Source organism: Flavobacterium aestivum (assembly GCF_026870175.2).
GTDB classification, from domain to species: Bacteria; Bacteroidota; Bacteroidia; order Flavobacteriales; family Flavobacteriaceae; genus Flavobacterium; species Flavobacterium aestivum.
The window spans coordinates 1,215,773-1,237,228 of record NZ_CP113977.2 but is presented as its reverse complement, the minus strand read 5'-3'; the positions used below and the strand labels follow the sequence as shown (position 1 = coordinate 1,237,228).

Annotated in this window: 17 protein-coding genes; 10 read left to right on the top strand and 7 right to left on the bottom strand. The window is 33.5% G+C overall.

What is annotated here, in order from left to right; all coding sequences use genetic code 11:
- Positions 1-24: 24 nt before the first annotated feature.
- Together OZP08_RS05375 and truB are read left to right on the top strand one after the other, a co-directional pair.
- Entirely contained in the window at positions 25-834 is an 810-nt protein-coding gene (locus tag OZP08_RS05375; protein ID WP_281323164.1) for an undecaprenyl-diphosphate phosphatase, read from the top strand.
- 10 nt (positions 835-844) lie between these two features.
- Positions 845-1,546 carry a tRNA pseudouridine(55) synthase TruB gene (gene truB, locus OZP08_RS05370; RefSeq protein ID WP_281323597.1) on the top strand — a complete coding sequence of 234 codons (702 nt, stop codon included), beginning with the start codon at positions 845-847 and terminating at the stop codon, positions 1,544-1,546.
- Positions 1,547-1,650: 104 nt separating this feature from the next.
- On the opposite strand, the gene OZP08_RS05365 is transcribed toward truB, so the two are convergent.
- Complete coding sequence (locus OZP08_RS05365) at positions 1,651-2,268, bottom strand: thioredoxin family protein (protein ID WP_268848647.1); 618 nt, start codon at positions 2,266-2,268, stop codon at positions 1,651-1,653.
- 176 nt (positions 2,269-2,444) lie between these two features.
- On the opposite strand from OZP08_RS05365, the gene OZP08_RS05360 reads away from it, so the two are divergent.
- The 4 genes from OZP08_RS05360 to OZP08_RS05345 all read left to right on the top strand — a co-directional run bounded on the left by OZP08_RS05360 (position 2,445) and on the right by OZP08_RS05345 (position 7,480).
- Entirely contained in the window at positions 2,445-3,251 is an 807-nt protein-coding gene (locus OZP08_RS05360) for a patatin-like phospholipase family protein (RefSeq protein WP_268848646.1), read from the top strand.
- A 266-nt stretch (positions 3,252-3,517) separates the two neighbouring features.
- A complete protein-coding gene (gene pyrH / locus OZP08_RS05355; RefSeq protein ID WP_268848645.1) occupies positions 3,518-4,225 on the top strand; it encodes a UMP kinase in 708 nt (235 codons plus the stop codon).
- A 75-nt stretch (positions 4,226-4,300) separates the two neighbouring features.
- The gene (gene frr / locus OZP08_RS05350) at positions 4,301-4,864 is read left to right on the top strand and encodes a ribosome recycling factor (RefSeq protein WP_268848644.1); all 564 of its coding nucleotides are present in this window, start codon (positions 4,301-4,303) and stop codon (positions 4,862-4,864) included.
- A gap of 117 nt (positions 4,865-4,981) precedes the next feature.
- On the top strand, positions 4,982-7,480 hold the full coding sequence (locus tag OZP08_RS05345) for a DUF5686 family protein (RefSeq protein ID WP_281323163.1): 2,499 nt from the start codon (positions 4,982-4,984) through the stop codon (positions 7,478-7,480).
- Positions 7,481-7,509: 29 nt separating this feature from the next.
- Here OZP08_RS05345 and OZP08_RS05340 read toward each other — a convergent pair whose 3' ends face one another.
- The 5 genes from OZP08_RS05340 to OZP08_RS05320 form a co-directional block, all read right to left on the bottom strand.
- Positions 7,510-9,783: a cation:proton antiporter domain-containing protein gene (locus OZP08_RS05340; protein ID WP_281323162.1), complete on the bottom strand. Its 2,274-nt coding sequence runs from the start codon at positions 9,781-9,783 to the stop codon at positions 7,510-7,512.
- Positions 9,784-9,906: 123 nt separating this feature from the next.
- Positions 9,907-10,626, bottom strand: a complete 720-nt coding sequence (locus tag OZP08_RS05335; RefSeq protein ID WP_268848642.1) for a LytR/AlgR family response regulator transcription factor — start codon at positions 10,624-10,626, stop codon at positions 9,907-9,909.
- Positions 10,595-11,359 carry a sensor histidine kinase gene (locus OZP08_RS05330; protein WP_268848641.1) on the bottom strand — a complete coding sequence of 255 codons (765 nt, stop codon included), beginning with the start codon at positions 11,357-11,359 and terminating at the stop codon, positions 10,595-10,597. The genes OZP08_RS05335 and OZP08_RS05330 overlap by 32 nt, the downstream gene beginning before the upstream one ends.
- Positions 11,360-11,402: 43 nt before the next feature.
- Entirely contained in the window at positions 11,403-11,732 is a 330-nt protein-coding gene (locus OZP08_RS05325) for a DMT family transporter (protein ID WP_268848640.1), read from the bottom strand.
- Positions 11,733-11,828: 96 nt separating this feature from the next.
- Positions 11,829-14,099, bottom strand: a complete 2,271-nt coding sequence (locus tag OZP08_RS05320) for a cation:proton antiporter (protein ID WP_268848639.1) — start codon at positions 14,097-14,099, stop codon at positions 11,829-11,831.
- 197 nt (positions 14,100-14,296) lie between these two features.
- Here OZP08_RS05320 and OZP08_RS05315 point away from each other — a divergent pair, with 197 nt between their 5' ends.
- From OZP08_RS05315 to OZP08_RS05300, 4 genes are all read left to right on the top strand, one after another.
- Positions 14,297-16,711 (top strand): efflux RND transporter permease subunit, encoded by a 2,415-nt coding sequence (locus OZP08_RS05315; protein ID WP_281323161.1) that lies wholly within the window; start codon positions 14,297-14,299, stop codon positions 16,709-16,711.
- A gap of 286 nt (positions 16,712-16,997) precedes the next feature.
- Positions 16,998-18,431 carry an asparagine--tRNA ligase gene (gene asnS, locus OZP08_RS05310; protein WP_268848638.1) on the top strand — a complete coding sequence of 478 codons (1,434 nt, stop codon included), beginning with the start codon at positions 16,998-17,000 and terminating at the stop codon, positions 18,429-18,431.
- 87 nt (positions 18,432-18,518) lie between these two features.
- A complete protein-coding gene (rpoN, locus tag OZP08_RS05305; protein ID WP_281323160.1) occupies positions 18,519-19,988 on the top strand; it encodes an RNA polymerase factor sigma-54 in 1,470 nt (489 codons plus the stop codon).
- Positions 19,989-20,048: 60 nt separating this feature from the next.
- Positions 20,049-20,654, top strand: a complete 606-nt coding sequence (locus tag OZP08_RS05300) for a hypothetical protein (RefSeq protein ID WP_281323159.1) — start codon at positions 20,049-20,051, stop codon at positions 20,652-20,654.
- Here OZP08_RS05300 and OZP08_RS05295 read toward each other — a convergent pair.
- On the bottom strand, positions 20,649-21,350 hold the full coding sequence (locus OZP08_RS05295; protein WP_268848636.1) for a porin family protein: 702 nt from the start codon (positions 21,348-21,350) through the stop codon (positions 20,649-20,651). The two genes, OZP08_RS05300 and OZP08_RS05295, sit on opposite strands and share 6 nt — an antisense overlap.
- Positions 21,351-21,456: the final 106 nt, after the last annotated feature.

The following is a 21,456-nucleotide window of genomic DNA, read 5'->3' as shown; positions in this document are numbered from 1 at the left end:
TACACTCTAAACCTAAAATTTAAAATGAATACATTACAAGCTATCCTCCTTGCCATTGTTGAAGGTTTAACTGAATATCTTCCTATTTCCTCAACTGGACATATGATATTTGTAAGTTCTTATTTCAATATCCAAAATGACGATTTCGTAAAATTATTCCAAGTATCAATTCAGTTTGGAGCAATTTTGGCAGTAGTCGCATTATACTGGAAGAAATTTTTTGATTTCTCAAAACTAAATTTCTACATCAAACTGGCTTGTGCAGTAGTCCCGGCTTTGGTATTAGGAAAATTATTTGACGACAAAATAGAAGCCGTGCTTGGTGATCCAGTGCCTATTGCAATTGTGCTCATCCTAGGCGGAATCATACTCCTTTTTATAGACGGTAGATTTCACAACCCAACTATTGTAGAAGAAGAAGACATCACCATTAAAAAAGCAGTTACCATTGGTTTTTGGCAATGTTTGGCTATGATGCCAGGAACGAGCCGTTCAGCAGCTTCTATTATTGGAGGTATGCAACAAGGGTTAACGCGTCAAGCTGCAGCAGAATTTTCTTTTTTCCTTGCTGTACCTACGATGCTGGCAGTAACTACTTATTCTATTCTATTGAAGACTTATGAAGTATCTCAGCTAAAAGGATATGAACTTTTACTTCAATCACCAGATAATATAAAACTATTCTTGATGGGAAATGTTATTGCATTTATCGTAGCTATTTTAGCCATCAAGTTCTTCATTGGCATTATCAAGCAATACGGTTTCAAACCATGGGGATGGTATCGTATAATAGTTGGTGTTCTTCTTTTAATTTACTTTACATACATAAAATAACAACCCATTGATAACTGTCGAAGATTTCTTAAACGGCCAAATTCTCTTAATTGACAAACCGTTGCATTTTACTTCTTTCCAAGCGGTAAATAAAATCAAATATGCGCTTATCAATAAAGCGGGATTGCCTAAAAAATTCAAAATTGGACATGCTGGTACTTTAGACCCATTAGCCTCTGGATTATTATTGATTTGCACAGGAAAGTTCACCAAAAAGATTTCCGAATTACAAGGTCAAGCCAAAGAATATACCGGAACTATCTATATTGGAGCCACTACTCCATCTTATGATTTAGAAACCGAAATTGACCAAACTTTCCCAACAGACCATATCAATGAATCTCTCATTCATGAAACCGTAAAACAGTTTTTGGGTGAAATTGACCAAAAACCGCCTATTTTTTCGGCTATAAAAAAAGATGGTGTGCGCTTATACGAACACGCACGTGCTGGAGAAACAGTCGAAATTGCTTCTCGCAAAACCACTATTCATGAATTCGAAATCACCAGAATTGCACTTCCCGAAATAGACTTTAGAGTAGTTTGCAGCAAAGGCACTTACATTCGTTCTCTTGCTTACGATTTTGGAAAAGCCATGAATTCAGGATCACACTTAACCGTTTTGCGACGCACCAAAATTGGCGATTATAACGTTGCAGACGCCATCGATGTGAATGATTTTGTGAATACTTTGACTCCAAAAGAAGAGTAACTCCAAAAGAATATTTCCGAAACAAGTATTACAAATACTGCATTTCATCCTAATTGTAAACCTTTACTAATCTATAAAACCAATCTCAGTTGTTTGAGAAGTGATTACAAACAAGCGTACTCATTTATAGAAACCATAATTTCTGCAATCTCATTTTGCGTAGACAAGCCTTTATCATGCAAATACCACATTTGTAATTGTGTTTTAGCTTCTTCATCTACAATACCAAATTGCTCTTTATAGTTTTTAATTAAATCCGAAGCTCCTTTTGGTCTTGGCCCCCAATGATTACAAACCTTTCCGGATTCTTTATCTATAATGATAAGTTTAGGAATTGATCTTGCCCCATTGGTCAAAAAATGATTCATTAAATCATCATTCGAATCACGGAAAACAATTTTCAAATCTATTTGATCCGATTCTAAAGCCATTTTATTCAATATTGGGAGTATCTGCGCAGCATCTCCACACCAACCTTCAGCAATAACCAACCAAATATATCTGTTTTCTAAAGCTTTTAATTTTGTACTAATCTCCTCAGGAACGGTTATGGTTTTATCCAAACGCTTCAAACGGCTTTCGTTCAAGGTACTGTAATGCAATAAATCTTCGGATTGTTCATTCCCTGTTGACTTTCCTTCAGACAACAAATCAGATACAATTTTTCTATATTCTAAGTATGTATAACTATTAAATAATGCTTTGGCTACTGAATTTTTCATATGTAGATATTTGTTTTTTAATGGTATATGATATCGCCATTCTTAATACCTATTTATACTTTAGAATCATGGCGATTTCACAACTATAATTTGTTTGGGGCAAATTTAGGCATATGGTTATATTTAAAATGTGATAAAAATCACTTTAAGACAAACTAAATGCATAAATTTATAAAATGGATAACAAATCAAAATCAATCGGTTTAATATTATCAGGAGGTGGATCAAAGGGTATCGCGCATGCCGGTGTTTTACAATTTCTGGAAGAAAAAGACATTATACCTGTTCAAATTGCGGGATCTAGTGCTGGATCAATTGTTGCTGCTTTATACGGAATTGGAAAATCACCATTGGCTATTTTGGAATTCTTTAAATCCATTTACTTTTTTCATTGGAAACATTTCACCTTCACAAAAGCCGGACTGATTGATTCCGACTCCTTCAAAGAATATTTTTATGAGATTTTCAAAGATACTACTTTGTCCGAACTCAAAATCCCCATTCATGTTACTGCAACCGATATGATTAAAGGAAAATCAAAAATATTTAGTCCCGAAACAAAAACAATAGATGCTATTTTAGCATCATCATCATTCCCTGGAGTAATGTCTCCCTATCAAATTAATGGTAAATTATACAGCGATGGTGGCATACTCAATCATTTCCCTACCGAAATCCTAAGAGAAAAATGCGATACCTTAATTGGAGTTTACGTTAGTCCAATGCAAAAAATAGAAGCCAAAGATTTAAATTCAATAAAATCTGTAACAGCTAGAGCTTTTGATCTATTTTCGGCCAACTCCAGCATACATAAATTTGATCATTGCGACTGGTTAATCAAACCCGAAGCTTTATCGCTTTATAGTACATTCGAAACTAATAAAGCTAAAATGGAAGCTATTTTTACTATCGGATACGATTCAGCCAAAAAATCATATAAAAAACTCAATTCATCGCTAGACACTAAATTACTGAGATACTAAGCTTCAAAAAACTAATCAGATAAAGACAAATTATTATCCCGAAAATAAAAAAATAAAAAACTTAGATTCTTAGCCACTTAGAGCCGTAGCATCTAAATGAGAATAGGAAATAGTCATCAAAAAACTTAATTTGAATATTTAAGTAACTCTATTTCAAAAAAAACAGAATATGTCTATATTTGCACAAATTATGCAATACTGACTCAAACGGTAATGCAATTTACTTTCGATAATTGTAGGGAGACCTTAAAAATAAAAACGGACTAATGAAATACAAAAGAATCCTTCTGAAATTAAGTGGTGAAGCTTTAATGGGTGATTTACAATACGGGATTGATCCTAAACGATTGGCTGAATATGCCGATGAAATTAAGCAAATTCACGGAAAAGGAGTAGAAATCGCTATTGTAATTGGTGGAGGAAACATTTTTAGAGGTGTTGCAGGAGCCAGTTCTGGAATGGACAGAGTACAAGGTGACTATATGGGAATGCTTGCTACTGTAATTAACGGAATGGCATTACAAGGAGCTCTTGAAGACAAAGGAATGAAAACCCGTTTGCAAACTGCCTTAAAGATGGAATCAATAGCCGAACCTTACATCAAGAGAAGAGCTGATCGTCATCTTGAAAAAGGAAGAATCGTGATTTTTGGAGCAGGAACAGGAAACCCATATTTCACAACAGATACAGCTGCTGTTTTACGTGGTATCGAAATTAATGCCGATGTGATTCTAAAAGGAACTCGTGTAGATGGTGTTTATGATTCTGATCCTGAAAAAAATGCTTCGGCTGTAAAATTTGATTATATCTCTTTTGATGATGTAATAAAAAAAGGATTAAATGTAATGGACACTACAGCCTTTACTTTAAGCCAAGAAAACAAATTACCAATAGTAGTTTTTGACATGAACAAAATAGGAAATCTATTGAAAATTTGTGAAGGACAAAATATAGGAACCGTAGTAAACATATAATAGACTTCTTAGATTATTGGATTATTAAATAAGAATAGAAAAATCCAAAGATCTAAAAATCTAAAAATCTAAATTATGACAGAAGAAATTGAATTTATATTAGATAGTACCAAAGAATCTATGGCAGGTTCTATTGAACATTTAGACAAAGCATTTTTAAATATCCGTGCCGGAAAAGCATCTCCTGCTATGCTGGGTGGTGTTTTTGTAGATTATTACGGATCTGCATCTCCTCTTTCTCAAGTTTCAAAAATTAGTGTACCAGACGCAAGAACGATTACGCTTCAACCTTTTGAAAAAAACATGCTGCATGCTATCGAGAAAGCAATTATGATTGCCAATCTTGGATTCAATCCTATGAATAATGGTGACATGATTATAATCAGTGTTCCACCTCTTACTGAAGACAGAAGACGTGAACTAGCTAAACAAGCCAAAGCTGAAGCTGAAGATGCTAAAATTAGTATTAGAAACGCTAGAAAAGAAGCCAATACTGACATCAAAAAATTAGAAAAAGAAGGAACTTCAGAAGATATTTGTAAAGGTGCTGAAGAAGATGTACAAAACTTGACTAATTCTTTTATCAAAAAAATTGATGAGATTCTGGCTATAAAAGAAGCCGAAATCATGAAAGTTTAAACTTTTATTTTACAATAAATTAAATCTGTCTCGTTTTTTGGAATGAGACAGATTTTTTTATTCTTATTTTTGTCAAGACAAAATGTACTTGAACATGTTTTGGATTAAATCGTTTTTATGAAGCACTTTTTTTTACTGTTCTTCCTTTTTACGCTTTCGCTTCAAGCGCAATTTCAAGTAAATGGAATTGTGAAAGATGCTTCAACAAAAAAAACACTCCCTTTCGCAACTATAACTGCCAACGATGGAACAAACACCGTATCTGATGTAGATGGAAAATTTGGGATTACTTCACAAAAAGAAATAACTACTCTCAAAATCTCTTATGTAGGTTATTTAAAAAGTGAAATCACTATTCAAAATGACAAATCATTCTACAGTGTTTTTCTGGTTCAGAAAACAGATGAACTTCACGAAGTAATCGTTTCTAATGAAAACCCAGCTATTGGAATCATCAAAAAAACTATTACATACAAAAAGAAAAACAATCCCTTAGAACGACTCAGTAGTTTTGAATTTAAATCTTACAACAAACTGATTGTTACCGCAAATCCAGACTCCATAAACGGAAGCATTGACTCAGTTTTTACCACTAGTCCGTTTGAAAAAAAACTCAAAAAACTAGATTCTACCGATTATAAATTCAAACAGCTTATAAAGAAACAGCATTTATTTCAAACTGAAAAAGTATCCCAATACCAATACAGCGACAATAAAGTAAAAGAAACCATTTTGGGGACCAGAATGGCGGGTTTCAAACAACCTATATACGAAGTACTTGCCTTTAATTTGCAGTCCTTCTCCATATACGACTCAAAATATGAACTTTTCGAAACCAAATACAATAGCCCTATTGCCAAAAATGGTTTAGAAGAGTACAACTATAAACTGTTAGATACTGTAGCCATAAACGGGAGAAGTACCTATATGGTTTACTTTAAAAACAAAGAAAAGAAAAAAGCAGCTGGTCTTGAAGGTATTCTTTATATCGACAAGAATAATTATGCCATCGCAAAAGCCATTATGCGCATCAAAGGATTACTTGACATTACCGGAATTCATGAATTTCGATATATTCCAAAGGAAAAATTATGGCTTCCTAGCCAAAAGAAATTCAAAATCGTAAAAGGGGTTAATGATGATGATATAAAAATACTAGGAGGTACGATTCAATTTGATGGGGATATTGCAGAAGATCTAAAACCCAGAAAAAGAACAGAGTCGGATTATATTTATTTGCTGTCACAGACCAATAACTTTGACTTTCGATACAACACCCCTATAAACATCAAAAAGCCAGTTGTTAAGATCGAAATCAAAGATGACGCCATTAATAAACCCGAAAGTTTTTGGGTCAAATACAGAAAAGACAGCTTAGACATTCGCAGTCAGAAAACATACATTTTACTGGACAGTATTTCTATACAAAAAAGGATAGAAAAACGATTGAATCTTGGCCGCAAAATCCTCAGCGGATACCTTCCTCTCAAAATTTGGGACCTTGATTTGCGCAAAATAATAAGCTACAATAACTACGAAGGCCTCCGATTGGGAATTGGAGGTGTCACAAATGACAAATTTTCCAGAAAATATAAATTAGAAGGCTATTCAGCTTATGGACTAAGAGATGAAGCTTTTAAGTACAATTTAGGAGTGGGCGCTCGGGTAGATAAATTTTCTAATACTTGGATTGGTGCTAGCTACACTGATGATGTGAAGCAAATTGCAATTACAGATTATGCTGTCGAAAAAAAGGGCTTCAAGATTTACGATCCACGTACCATTAACTTTAGCACTTTTTACAGATATGAAAATTGGAAAATAGCTGTTGAGTCTAAAATTCTACCCAAAATAGAAAGTGCCCTTGTATTTTCCAATACATATGTAGAGCCAAAATTCAATTACATCTACATCCTCAATGGCAACACATACCAAAACTATACCATGACAACAGCTGCGATTTCGTTAAAATGGAATCCCTATAGCGATTATATGCAAACGCCTACAGGAAGAATAGAAACCGATAAAAGGTTTCCTAAATTCACTTTTCAGCTTACACAATCCATTCCCAATGTTTTGAAGAATGACTTTAACTTTACCAAAGTAGATTTTAAAGCTGAGTATCAGGTAAAGTACTTAAATGGTCAAAGAACCTTCTTATTATTTGAAGCCGGAAGAGCCTTTGGAGATCTTCCCCTTCCGCAACTCTACAGTACATCGCCCAATAACCTTAACAAAGAAACCGTCATACAGCGTATCACTTTCGCGGGTAAAAACAGTTTTGAAACCATGTATTTCAATGAATTTTTCTCTACAGAATTCATGTCTTTTCAATTCAAACATGGATTTAATAGAATCTTCCTTGTCAAAAAAATAAAACCTTCTATAGATTTTATAACCCGAATGGCTTGGGGTAATATGAAAAACCCTGAAAATCATTTTGGAATAGAACATAAAACACTAAACAAGGGTTTCTTTGAATCTGGAATAGAACTCAATAAAATCTACAACGGATTTGGTCTTGGAGGTTATTACCGTTATGGCCCAAATCATTTGAGCAAATTTGAAGATAATTTAGCTATCAAATTGACTTTTAATATTGATCTGGGCATTTAAGTAATTTACAACTTTCTTTCTGGATTTCATTATGGTTTAATAATCAATACCGAAGGTGTATTATTGAGCCACGTACTATGGGAGTCAATTAATTTTTTCCAACTTTCCAGACTAATAATCATCAAATCCTGTTGTTCTAAAAATTCTTTTTTAATTGTTCTTTCCTGCATCATCATTATATGATTGGGTGCTATTTGTTCTATAGAACGAACTAATTCTTGAATTTCTCTATTACTATCTTTTATTTCACCTAAAGCATCCAAAACGGTTACTTGAGAGCCATTGTTGTGTATCAGTTTTTGGGCAAAATCCATCAAAAATCCATCTTCTTTACTGAAAATTGGCATAAAAACCCGATTGATTTCTTCTAACTCTTTGTCAACAAGAATTCCAACAGGCATTTTGCTATTGGCTATTATTTGTCTGGTTCTTTCATCAAAAGGAGAATTTTCAAACAAACCTTCTTTTCCAGTAATTTTATCAATCAAACGGTCTGGATTGATGATTCTAGTTGTAAAACCTAGCACTTTCCCCAATAAGGTTCCTTCAAAAATTGATTGCCCCAAGCCCACTAATAACAAATCATAATCTCCTTGATTCGCCGTTTCTGTTATTTCAGAATCAATATCATTAGACACCTTAAAAAGGGTAACTATATTTTGTTTTAGATTTTCTGATTCGGCAATAACAGGCAAAAAGATTTCTTTTTCATGATCCTTAACATCAAAGGAATGCAACTCTGAACTTAATGATAAATGCATTGCTGTTACAATTGTATTACCACCTTGTTTCTTAACTAAACTGTTGGCAATCTTTAGCAGTGTTTTGCCTTTATCAGATGAAGCAAAAGAAATCAAGATTTTATACTTGCTTTTACTACTTATTTCTTCAGGAACAATAGTAGGTTTTGCTCTAAAAACATAATTGATTAAATCCAAAGCCGGTCCTGTCATAAAGGTAGTTACCAAAGCCATAATCACCATCATCGTAAAAATTTGGGTAGACAAGACTCCTAAATCATACCCGATATTCAACACCACCAATTCCATTAAACCTCTTGTATTCATTAATGTCCCAATAGATAAACTATCCTTCCAGCTATGACCAACAAACTTTGCCGCCAGTGCACTTCCGAAAAACTTACCTGCTACAGCTACCAAAATAATCAAGCCAGTAACTTTCCATAAATGTGGATCATCTATTAATCCTATTTGAGTTCTTAAACCAGTAAAAACAAAGAACAAAGGAAGCAAGACAACAACTGAAACATCTTCTACCTTTTCGATAAAAATAGAACGGAATTTATTGTTTTCCGGCATGATTGCCCCTGCCAAAAATGCTCCGAACAAAGCATGAATTCCTATCAGTTCTGAAACATAAGAAGAGAGTAATAAAGTCAAAAAGAAAATAGCCACTACGGGTTTGTTCAAACTTTCTCTTGTTGCATTCAAATCTCCTACTTTCTTCAAAAAAGGACGAACCACATTCAACATCAGTAGCACATATAATATTGCCATTGCAATAACATATAGAGAACTGGTAAATGAACCTGCTTTTACAATAGCAATTACTGCTGCCAGAATACACCATGCGGTAATATCATCTGCTGCAGCACATGTAATTACGATAGCTCCTAATTTAGTTTTATGAATACCACGTTCCCTAACTATCCCAGCCAAAACCGGAAATGCTGTTATACTCATCGCAATTCCCAAGAACAACCCGAAAGAAAGAAATTCAACCCCCTGTGGAGCAAAAGAATGATAAATAAAATAAGCCAAGCCCAATCCTAGTGAAAATGGTATTATGATACTTGCATGACTAATAACAACGGCATCATGCGCTTTGTTTTTGAGTGCTTTTAAATCAAGCTCCATTCCAATAACAAACATAAAAAGGATTAACCCAATCTGGCTCAAAAATTGCAAGTTCCCCAAAGAATCTTTTGGAAACAACATAGCCGAAAACTCCGGAAAATGCATCCCGATTAGAGAAGGTCCCAAGACAATACCTGCAATCATTTCGCCTATTACGGTTGGTTGTCCAATTTTTCTGCAAACCCATCCAAAAAAACGAGCCACCAAAATAATAGTTACAATTTGCGCCAAAAGAATGGCTAAAGGGTGTTGCAAATTGTGCTTCATAGACTCTAAGAAATCATTCCAATGTCCATTTTCTATATGGTGAGTAACAATATTCCGTCCTGTTTCCAGCATTTTCCCTTTTAGGACAATCCAATACATCAAAACAGAAAAACCACCAATAATGGTCAAATAGAAAAAAGAATTCTTAATACTTCTCATACAATACTGCTCTTTTAAATTATTAAATTTTCGTGCAAATATGAGAACAGATTTTTGAGGTATAAAATGAATTTCAACCTAATTTTTGCTGAATGTAACAAGAGTACAAAACTTTGTAATAAGTTAGATTTTCACTTTCGATAAAAAATCAGAACGATAGGTTTCGCTCAAAACTAAGACAATAGGTTTTCCTTTTTTCTCATGAAGCGAGAGTGTAATTTCATTATGATTGAAAAACTGTACTGCCGATATTGCAATGATTTCTTTTTTATTCACTCTACAAAAATCAGCCTTGGGAAGCTGGCTTAAAAGCGAATCAAACTTTATATTTTTAAGTACCAAAAAGGTTCCGTCTGCAAGAAGCACTTCCTTGTCTCTACTATCTGACAATGCCGTTTTGATGTATTGAATCTGATCAAAATACAACAATGACTTTCCTTTATCTGTGTTTAAATGAATAAATTTCTTTGAAGTCTTAGATTTATTGTACCGTTCTAAAACTTTTACAACCGCTTTCTCCAGACGTTCTTTCGTAACCGGCTTAGTGATATAGTCCACTGCATCAATATCAAATGCTTCGGCAGCGTAATCCTTGTAGGCCGTGGTAAAAATAACCAGTTTATCTTGCAGCAAATTGGCCAGAGTCAACCCATCAATCCCTGGCATTTCGATATCCGAAATACACAAATCGAAATCGAGCTTAGGCATTTCATCGAGTAATTTTTGTGGATCGTTAAACGCCTTTATAATTTCTAATTCAGGAATTTGTTCACAAAGCATTTTCAGATAAGTTAGTCCTGGCAACTCATCATCAAGCAGTAAACATTTGATTTTTGTATTCAAGTAGATTGATTTTTAAATGTGCAATATAAATGTCATTTTCAACAAATTTATCCAATTTGTACTGATTCTTGTATATAATTTTCAATCGTTGTTCTAATGTAGTGGCACCAATACCGCTTCGTTCCTTCTTTAATGCTTTTTTCTCTGAAATTTTATTAGAAACTGTCAAACTAAAACAATTGTCCTTAAACTCAAATAGTATAGAAATAAAGGCATCAGAACTTTGCAAATCGGCATGCTTAAAAGCATTCTCTATTAAATCAATCGAAATCAGAGGAGCCAAAAGTTTTTGCTCATACAGCTTTTCTTCTTCATTAATCTTCGTTTTTACTTTCAATTCAAAAAGCGGACTCACTTTAACTTTATTAATTTCAATAAGGTTGAGGGCAAACTGGATTTCTTCTTTTGGTGAAACAAACTTTTTTTGACTTTCATACAAAATGTAATCCAAAACATTGGCTAATTTATCTAAAGCAAAATACGTTTGATAGGCATGCGATTGAATAGAGTTGAGTATATTCTTGAAGAGGTGTGGATTCAGTTTAGATTCTAATGTTTCCAATTGAAGATTATTTACTTTCATTTCAAGTAAATCAAACTTCTCTTCTACACTCTTTTTGGCTTTTCCAGATTCAATTAATCGGTAAACAAGGTAACAAATCACACCAATGAACACCAAAATAATTATCAGTAACACATATACGGTACTGTTGTTTCCTTGTGCATTATCCATCTTAAGTTTGAATTAGAAATATTAAAAAATGATTTTTTACATTTTAATGTGCAGACACAAACTTCAACCCAATTATAGATGCTATCAAAGTAGTTAAGAAAAAAAGTCTCCAGAAAGCAGCTGGTTCTTTGAAGATAAAGATACCGACTAAAACAGTTCCTACAGCTCCAATTCCTGTCCAAACGGCATATGCTGTACCAATTGGCAGCGTTTGTGAAGCTTTATACAATAGAGTCATACTAATAGATAGTGCTATAAAAAAACCAACCATCCATAAAGTAGATGTCATTCCTGAAGTTTCTTTGGCTTTGCCTAAACAGGTAGCAAAACCTACCTCAAATAAGCCTGCAATAATAAGTAAAATCCAATTCATATATGTAAAGTTTATTTGTCAGTGGTCATATATGTTATCACCTTTTATTTATAGGTGTTTGTTTCACAAACTTGGTTTTTAGTGGCGATTTCATAGTTAATGTTTTATAATCAATACAGAAGGAACTCCACTTAACCAAACAGAGCGGGAATCCAACAAATCTTTCCAACTATCCAGACTCACAATCATTAAGTCCTGTTTCTCTAGGAAATCTATTTTAAGAATCGATTCATTATCCAGAATAATATTATTTGGAAATTTTTGTTTTAATGAACTGATGGCACTTCCAATTACAAAGTTAGAATTAATTAGTCCATTAATATCCAAGAAGGTAACCTTAGAATCATTATTGAAAATTAATTTTTGAGCATAATCAATCAAAAAGGAATCTTCTGGACAAAAAATAGGAACAAACACTTGATCCACTACTTTTAGATCTTTGTCAATCAAAATACCCAACGGCATTTTAGCTTTCAAAACAATTTGTCTTGTTCTTTCATCAAATGGAGAATTAGCGAACAATCCTTCTTTACCAGTAAACTTGTCAATCAATCGTTCCGGATTGATTATTCTTGTGGTAAACCCGATTACTTTCCCTAAAATCGTTCCTTCAAAAATAGATTTTCCAAGACCTACCAACAATAAATCATAATCTCCTTGATTGGCGATATCAGTTATTTCGTTTTCAATATCAATCGTAGCTTTAAAAATGGTTGTAATCTCTTGTTTCAAAAGAATTGACTCTTTTACAATCGGATTAAAACTACTTTTCTCTTTATCCTCTATATTAAAAGGGTGCATTTCATCACTTAGGGACAAGTGCAAAGCAGTAATACTGGCTTTCTCTTTTTGCTTTTTTACTAAACTATTAGCCAATCGCAAAAGAGATTTTCCTTTTTCGTTGTTTCCAAATGATATTAAGATTCGATATTTACTGTATTTTATTTCATCCTCATGATCCGTTCTATCATTTGTTTTGAAAATATAATTAATCAAGTCTAAGGCAGGTCCAGTCATAAAAGTAGTAACCAGTGCCATAATCACCATCATCGTAAAAACCTCAGTTGTAAGCACTTTAAGCTCCAAACCGATATTAAGAACAATCAGCTCCATCAAACCTCTGGTATTCATCAAGGCACCAATGATTAAACTGTTTCTCCAATTTTGTCCAACGAATTTTGCAGCCAGCGCACTCCCGAAAAATTTACCAACTACAGCTACAAGAATAATAAAGCCTGTAACTTTCCACAAATAAGGATCGTTGAGCAATCCTATTTCGGTTCGTAATCCTGTGAATACAAAAAATAATGGAAGTAAAAGTATAACCGAAACATCTTCGACTTTTTCTATAAAAACTGTTCTAAACTTGGGAACATCCGGCATGATACTTCCCATCATAAAAGCACCGAATAGCGCATGAATCCCCACTAACTCAGTAGCATAAGATGAGACAATCAATGTGAGAAAAAATATAGCAACAACAGGTTTACTCAAACTGTCCTTGGTTCCGTATAAATCCCCTATCCTTTTCAAGAAAGGTTTTACCAAAAAAATCATTAGTAAAACATATAACAGTGCTAATGAAATAATATACAATGAACTTACAAAAGTTCCTGCCTTGACAATAGCAATTACCACAGCAAGCAAACACCAAGCCGTAATGTCATCGGCCGCTGCACAAGTAATCACAATAGCCCCCAATTTGGTTTTATGCATGCCTCGCTCCTGCACAATTCTTGCCAATACCGGAAACGCTGTAATACTCATGGCGATTCCCATAAATAAGCTAAAAGAAAGAAACTTAACTCCTTCCGGAGCAAAACGGTTGTAGACAAAATAAGCCAACCCAATCCCTAATGCAAATGGTATCACAATACTGGCATGACTAATAACAACAGCCTCTTTGGCTCTGTTTTTCAAAACCTTGATATCCAATTCCATTCCTATTACGAACATAAATAGAATCAATCCTATCTGGCTCAAAAACTTTAAATTTTCTAAAGAGTTTGCGGGGAAAAGAGCATGAAAAAATTCTGGACAATACATCCCTAATAATGAGGGACCCAATGCAATACCTGCAATAATTTCTCCAATTACTGAGGGCTGCCCAATTTTTTTGAAAACCCATCCAAAAAAACGAGCCACCAATATAATCATTATAATCTGTGCCAGTAAAATAGCTAATGGATCTTTTATATTATGCAACATCGATACTAGAAAATCTCCCCAAGAATCATTTGTTGCTATAGGAGTATTCATTGTTTTGGACATTTCTAAATGTTTTCCTTGTAGAATAATCCAGTAGATTAATGCGGAAAAACCGCCAGTGATAACGAAATAAAAAATTGTATTCCTGTAATTTTTCATACTTGATATGAGTGCGACATTTAATTTTAAAAAAACAAAGATGAGAAAAACAAATCTATTAATAATAAAACTAATTTAAATAGTAATCATATTTTAATACCATCAATACTATATGCTCAAAAAAACATAAATCAAATACCTAAAAAGCGAAATAACTGTATGGGTTTACTTAAATTTGCCGCGTTAAAAATTTGAATATGAAAAAATGGTTTAGTCTAGGATTCTGGGAATTAATCGCTAGAGTTGTTCTTAGGAATAAAATATTAATGTTATCATTAATTGCGTTAGTTACAGCACTTCTTGCAATGCAATGGAAAAACATCCATTTTACCCATACCGAAGCCAATTTATTACCTGCCGATAACATTGTCAATATAGAATACAATGCCTTTTTGAATAAATTTGGAGAAGAAGGTAACCTGATTGTCATTGGTGTAAAAAACGATGCAATATTTACCCCAAAAGTTTATGCCTCTTGGACGAAATTGATGAATACCATCAAATCGAACAAAGATGTTGATTTAGTTATTTCATTGAATGACTTGAAAAAACTACAAAAAAATGAAACTCTTGAAAAGTTTGAGCTAGTTCCTTTTATCGACCAAAGCAAAACAATTGACAAAACCTACCTCCAAAAAATAAAATACGAGCTTTTTAACAAACTTCCTTTTTACGAAGGATTACTTTTTAATAAAAGATCTGGAAGTATTCGTTCGGCAATTTACATAGACAAGAAAATCGTAAACACTCCGGAAAGAAAATATTTTGTACTCAATCAATTAATTCCTGCGATAAAAGTTTTTGAAAAAGAAACCGACATCAAACTTCGTGTTTCAGGAATGCCTTATATACGAACACTCAATGCACAAACAATCCTAAAGGAAATTGGACTTTTTATTGGAGCCGCTTTATTTCTTACTTCCTTGTTGTTCTTTTACTTTTTTAGAAGTTTTAGAGCCACAATGATTTCATTATTCATTGTAATCATCAGTGTAATGTGGTCTTTTGGAATTTTAGGATTATTAAATTATGAAATCACGGTATTGACCGCGATGGTACCAACCTTAATGATCGTTATCGGAATTCCTAACTGTATTTTCCTCACCAACAAATACCATCAGGAATACAAAACTCACGGTAACAAAGCCAAAGCCTTACAACGCGTTACTACCAAGGTAGGAACAGCCATGTTGATGACTAATGTTACTACGGCTATTGGATTTTTTACTTTCATTACCTCAAACAACAAACTACTTATCGAGTTCGGAAACGTAACTTCGATTAATATTTTGTTACTATTCATTCTATGTATTATTGCCATTCCTATTTTGCACAGTTATGTACCGGCACCTATAGACAGGCATTTAGAACATTTGGACAGGAACTCCATCAAGCGTTTCATGGATTGGATTCTAAGAAACGTAAAACACAACCGTTTCTCTATTTATGTAGTAGCAGTAAGTCTTTTAATCATCAGTATAGTTGGGATTTACCAAATGCGTATTTCCGGAAGTCTGATTGAGGACATGCCCAAAAAAGAAGATTTTTTCAAGGATATCATATTTTTCGAAAAGGAATTTGATGGTGTAATGCCTTTGGAAATAATGATTGACACCAAACGCAAAAAAGGGATAATGAAATTATCTACTTTGAAAAAAATGGACGAGCTTCAAAAAACGATAGAAGAAATCCCAGAACTTTCAAAACCAATTTCTATTGTCAATCTGGTGAAATATTCTAAACAGGCTTATTACAACGGAAACCCTGATTATTACGACTTACCTACTTCTCAGGAGCAGGCATTTATATTGTCTTATGCCAAGAATGCCACCAAAGATTCTAAAGAAAACTTAATGAAAAGCTATGTCGATCCTACAGGACAAGTAGCTCGAATTACCACATTTATGCGTGACGAAAGTGGCAGCAGAATCCCTATAATAGAATCTGAAATTCGTAAAAAAGCAGACATGCTCTTTCCTCCAGATAGATACAACGTAATTATTACTGGAAAAGCATTAGTGTTTCAAAAAGGAACCGGATATCTTCTAGACAATCTACTTTCTTCTTTAGTATTTGCTTTTTTCCTAACAGCACTTTTGATTGCGTTTATGTTTCGTTCATTCAAAATGGTATTGGTTTCATTAATTCCAAATCTATTGCCACTATTATTAACTGCAGGGCTTATGGGCTTTTTAGACATTCCGCTAAAACCTTCTACAATTTTGGTTTTCGGTATTGCCTTTGGTCTCTCCGTCGATGATACTGTTCGATTCTTGGCTCAATATCGAGAGGAACTAAGGAAAAACGATTGGAAAATAAAGAAATCCGTTTATGCCACCTTCAGCGAATCGGGGCTTAGCATGTTTTATACTTCTATCGTTTTGTTCTTCGGATTTTCGGTATTTATGCTTTCAAGTTTTGGAGGAACGATTGCTCTAGGAGGTTTAATTTCTTTGACTTTGCTATTCGGAATGTTATCTAATTTAATGTTATTGCCTGCATTGGTTTTAACCCTGAATAAAACTATTGCAAACGAGCAGGAATTTATCGAACCTAAACTTGAAATCCTCGAATACACTGACGAAGAGATTGATGATTTTGAAAAAAATTAGACACTGCTCTCTAAAGTTATAAACCAATGGTTAAGAATTTCAAAACTTGTAGTTAACTGAATTCATTTCTATTTTTCAATAGGAATTCAGTTAACTACTTTTGAAACAGTATCCTTTTACTTTTTTCTTTAAAAAATAAAAGATATAACGGATAGCAGGAAAATGCTCCTGATTACTCCATTATGCACAATGACAATTACAAACAAATCATTTATATTTGCATTTAGATTAAAAACACAGATTTTTGTTTTAATCTAAAATCAGAACTCTAAAATCAAATATCAAAATGAGACACACAAAAGTTAAAGACTTACTAAACAGTACAACAACGTTACAGGAAATTAATGCAAAAGGTTGGGTTAGAACTTTTAGAAATAATCAGTTTATTGCTTTAAATGATGGTTCTACCATTAATAATATACAATGTGTTGTCGATTTTGAGAATACTCCAGATGAAACTTTAAAGAGAATTACAACTGGTGCCGCAATTTCGGTAACCGGAAGTTTGGTAGAGAGCAAAGGAGCAGGACAAAAATATGAGATTCAGGTAAATAAACTGGAAATCTTGGGTGATTCAGATGCTGAGAAATTCCCAATGCAACCAAAGAAACATTCTTTGGAATTCTTGCGTGAAAATGCGCATTTGCGTGTACGTACCAATGCTTTTGGAGCAATTATGCGTGTACGTTCGGTTTTATCATATGCAGTTCATAGTTATTTCCAACAAAAAGGATTTGTTTATGTAAATACACCAATCATCACTGGATCTGATGCAGAAGGTGCTGGTGAAATGTTTAAAGTTACCGCTTTACCATTTGACAATACACCAAGAACCGAAGACGGAAAAGTAAATTACAAAGAGGATTTCTTTGGGAAGGAAACTAATCTTACTGTTTCCGGACAATTAGAAGGAGAAACTTTTGCAATGGCTTTGGGTCAGATTTATACTTTTGGACCAACTTTTAGAGCCGAAAACTCAAACACTTCTCGCCATTTGGCTGAATTTTGGATGATTGAACCAGAAGTGGCTTTCAATGACTTGAATGACAATATGGATCTTGCCGAAGATTTCATTAAATATGTAGTAAAATATGCCGTTGATAACTGTAGCGAAGATTTAAAATTCTTGGAAAGTCGTTTGATTGAAGAAGAAAAATCAAAGCCACAGGCTGAAAGAAGCGAAATGCCTTTGTTAGAAAAATTAGGATTTGTTATGGATAACAACTTCAAACGTGTTTCATACACCGAAGCAATTGATATCTTAAGAGATTCTACTCCAAACAAAAAGAAAAAATTCAACTATATCATTAACGAATGGGGAGCTGATTTACAATCAGAACACGAACGTTATTTGGTAGAAAAACACTTTAAATGCCCAGTAATCTTATTTGATTACCCAGCAAATATCAAAGCTTTCTATATGCGTTTGAACGAAGACGGAAAAACAGTTCGTGCGATGGATATCCTTTTCCCAGGAATTGGAGAAATCGTAGGAGGTTCTCAAAGAGAAGAGCGTTTTGATGTATTGGTCGAAAAAATGAAAGCCTTAGGAATAGACGAAGAAGAATTATGGTGGTATTTAGACACTAGAAGATTTGGTTCTGCGGTTCACTCTGGTTTTGGGCTTGGATTTGAAAGACTAGTTCTTTTTGTAACAGGAATGACTAACATACGTGACGTAATTCCTTTCCCAAGAACACCAATGAATGCAGAATTCTAAGAAAAAAATTGTTTCAGGTTTCAAGTTTCAGGTTGTTGGACGTTCAGCAAACTTGAAACTTGAAACCTGAAACTAAAACAACAAAAAATGCTAAAGCAGTTTTTAAATTTAAAAATATCACAAAAATTATCTCCTCAACAAATCCAGTTGATGAAGTTAATTCAGCTACCTACGCAAGCATTTGAACAACGTTTATTGGAAGAAATGAATGAGAATCCTGCTTTGGAATCTGGAAAAGAAGAAGAGGATCATCATGAAAAAGACGAGTTTGACAATGAACAATATGACGATTATGATGATTCCGAAGCTGACAGAATAGACGCTGAAGACATTAACATAGACGAATATTTAAGTCATGACGACACACCGGATTATAAAACCCAAGTCAATAATTACGGTGATGACGATGACGAAAGAGAAATTCCTTTTGCAGCTCCCGTTAGCTTTCATCAGGATTTAATCAATCAATTGAACACTTTTATTCTAAGTGACGAAGAGCGTGATATCGCTGAATTTCTAGTGGGTAGTATAGATGATATGGGATACATTCGCAGAAGTATTCCAGACATTGTCGATGACATGGCATTTACCCAAGGTTTATATACCAATGAAAAAGAAGTAGAAAACATTCTTCAAATCATTCATGAATTAGAACCAACAGGTGTGGGTGCACGTGATTTACAAGAATGTTTATTACTGCAGTTAAAGCATAAAACACCGACAGAATCAGTTGATCTTGCCACAGCCATCATCGAACAACAGTTTGATGCATTTGCTAGAAAGCATTATGAAAAACTCATACAAAAATTCAATATTTCTAATGAACAACTCCGAAATGCCGTTCATGAAATAGAAAGGCTTAATCCTAAACCAGGCGGATCATTTGCCGGAAACAATAAAGTCACAGAGAATGTAGTTCCCGACTTTACCATTCGCATTATAGATGGTGAATTAGAACTAACCCTAAATGGCAGAAATGCACCGGCATTACACGTTTCTAAAGATTATCAGGAAATGATGCAAACCTATAAGGATTCTAAAGACAAATCTAGTTCACAAAAAGATGCTGTTCAGTTTATCAAACAAAAACTGGATTCAGCCAAATGGTTTATTGATGCTATAAAGCAACGTCAAGACACTCTATTTGTCACTATGAATGCCATAATGCATTATCAACAGGAATATTTACTTGATGGCGACGAAACCAAGATCAAACCCATGATTTTAAAAGATATTGCAGACATGGTAGGTCTGGATATATCAACCGTTTCCAGAGTAGCCAACAGCAAATATGTTGAAACACCGTATGGCACTAAATTGATCAAAGAATTCTTCTCGGAAGCCATGAAAAATGATCAGGGTGAAGATGTCTCAACTCTTGAAATCAAGACAATTCTTAAAAACACAATTGACGAAGAAGACAAACAAAAACCGCTTGCAGATGACCTTTTAGCTGAAATATTAAAAGACAAAGGATATCCTATTGCGCGAAGAACTATTGCAAAATATAGAGAACAGTTAGAAATTCCTGTAGCTAGAATGAGAAAAAAAATATAAATTCAAGAGAATCTTTTAATTGAATTAACCAATAAACAATCTTCAAACACTCTTTTGAACTTGAAAAAAATACTTCCCGTTTTCTCCTATATTTTTCATCCGCTATTCATACCGACAATAGCCACTTTTGTCTATTTTCTATTTGCCTTTTCTAATTTTAGAATAGAGGAAATTATTATTGTATTGACACAAGTAACAACACTTACAATACTTATACCCATCGCATTTTATTTTTTTCTACGATCAACTGGCAAAATCAATTCTATAATGATTGTCAATATTGATCAACGAAAAATTCCATTATTAGTACAGTGTTTTATAATCATCCTGCTAGTACAAAAAAGCATAACTATAGAAAGATATGCAGAGCTCCATTTTTTCTTTCTAGGCGCTTTATTAAGCACCATAATAGCTCTCATATTATTGTTTTGTAAAATCAAGGCTAGCTTACATATGTTAGCTATTTCTTCATTAACCGTATTTGTTTTTGGGCTGAATATTCATCATCAGGCAAATGCTATTTACCTTGTGCTTTTTTTCGTTTTATCTAGCGGATTTGTTGCTTCTTCACGTTTAGAAATGAACGCACATACTCCTAAAGAACTTCTAATTGGTCTTTTAATAGGTAGCCTTTCTCAATTGTCCTTGCTTTTTTTGTGGTTATAGGATATAAAACATAATTCCTATACTTAAAGCATTCATTTTTATTGACTCGTCATTTACTTTTGCTGTTGATTTAAAAAGGGAATTCAAACCATAATAAGCGTATAAATTTATAGTATTATACCCCGCAGAAATATAGGCTCCATAAAGAAATTCATTAAAATCTTTATTATTTCTGATGATTATTTTTGTTTGATTATCATAAACCGATCTGTCTAATAACAGATAACTAAATTTAAATCCCCCATAAATCCTCCAAAATTTATATACTTCCGGAGTTGAAGTACGCCATCTAAATTCGATTGGAATTTCTACAAGGAACTGTTCAAATTTATTTCTGTGATAATTTTCTGTGGAAGGAATTACGGTATAAATGGGATTTTCGTTCGTACCTGTAATGGCAAGATTTTGAATATAATTATTATAAACGAATCCAATACCAGGTGCTATTGCAACTGTTCTACTTTTATTTACAGGCATATCCCTTAGAAACCCAGCAGAAAAACCAAATGAAACTCTTTGCTGTGAAAAATCCGAAGGTTTATTTAAAAGCGAATTATAAATCAATCCTGTGTAGAATTGATCTTCTCTATAAAGCGAATCTATTTTGACATGTAATGTATCAATTGAAAATTCTTTCCCTTGAGAAAACCCTTTGAAAAATGATAGAAAAAGGAAACAACCAAGAAATAACCGCATATTTAGGCATTGAATTAAATTAAAACTTAAGACTTTTTACAGAATGAAAGTCAAAAATTGTGCATTGCAGATACAAATATAAGATTTTGAGAGTTTGGTAATCCTT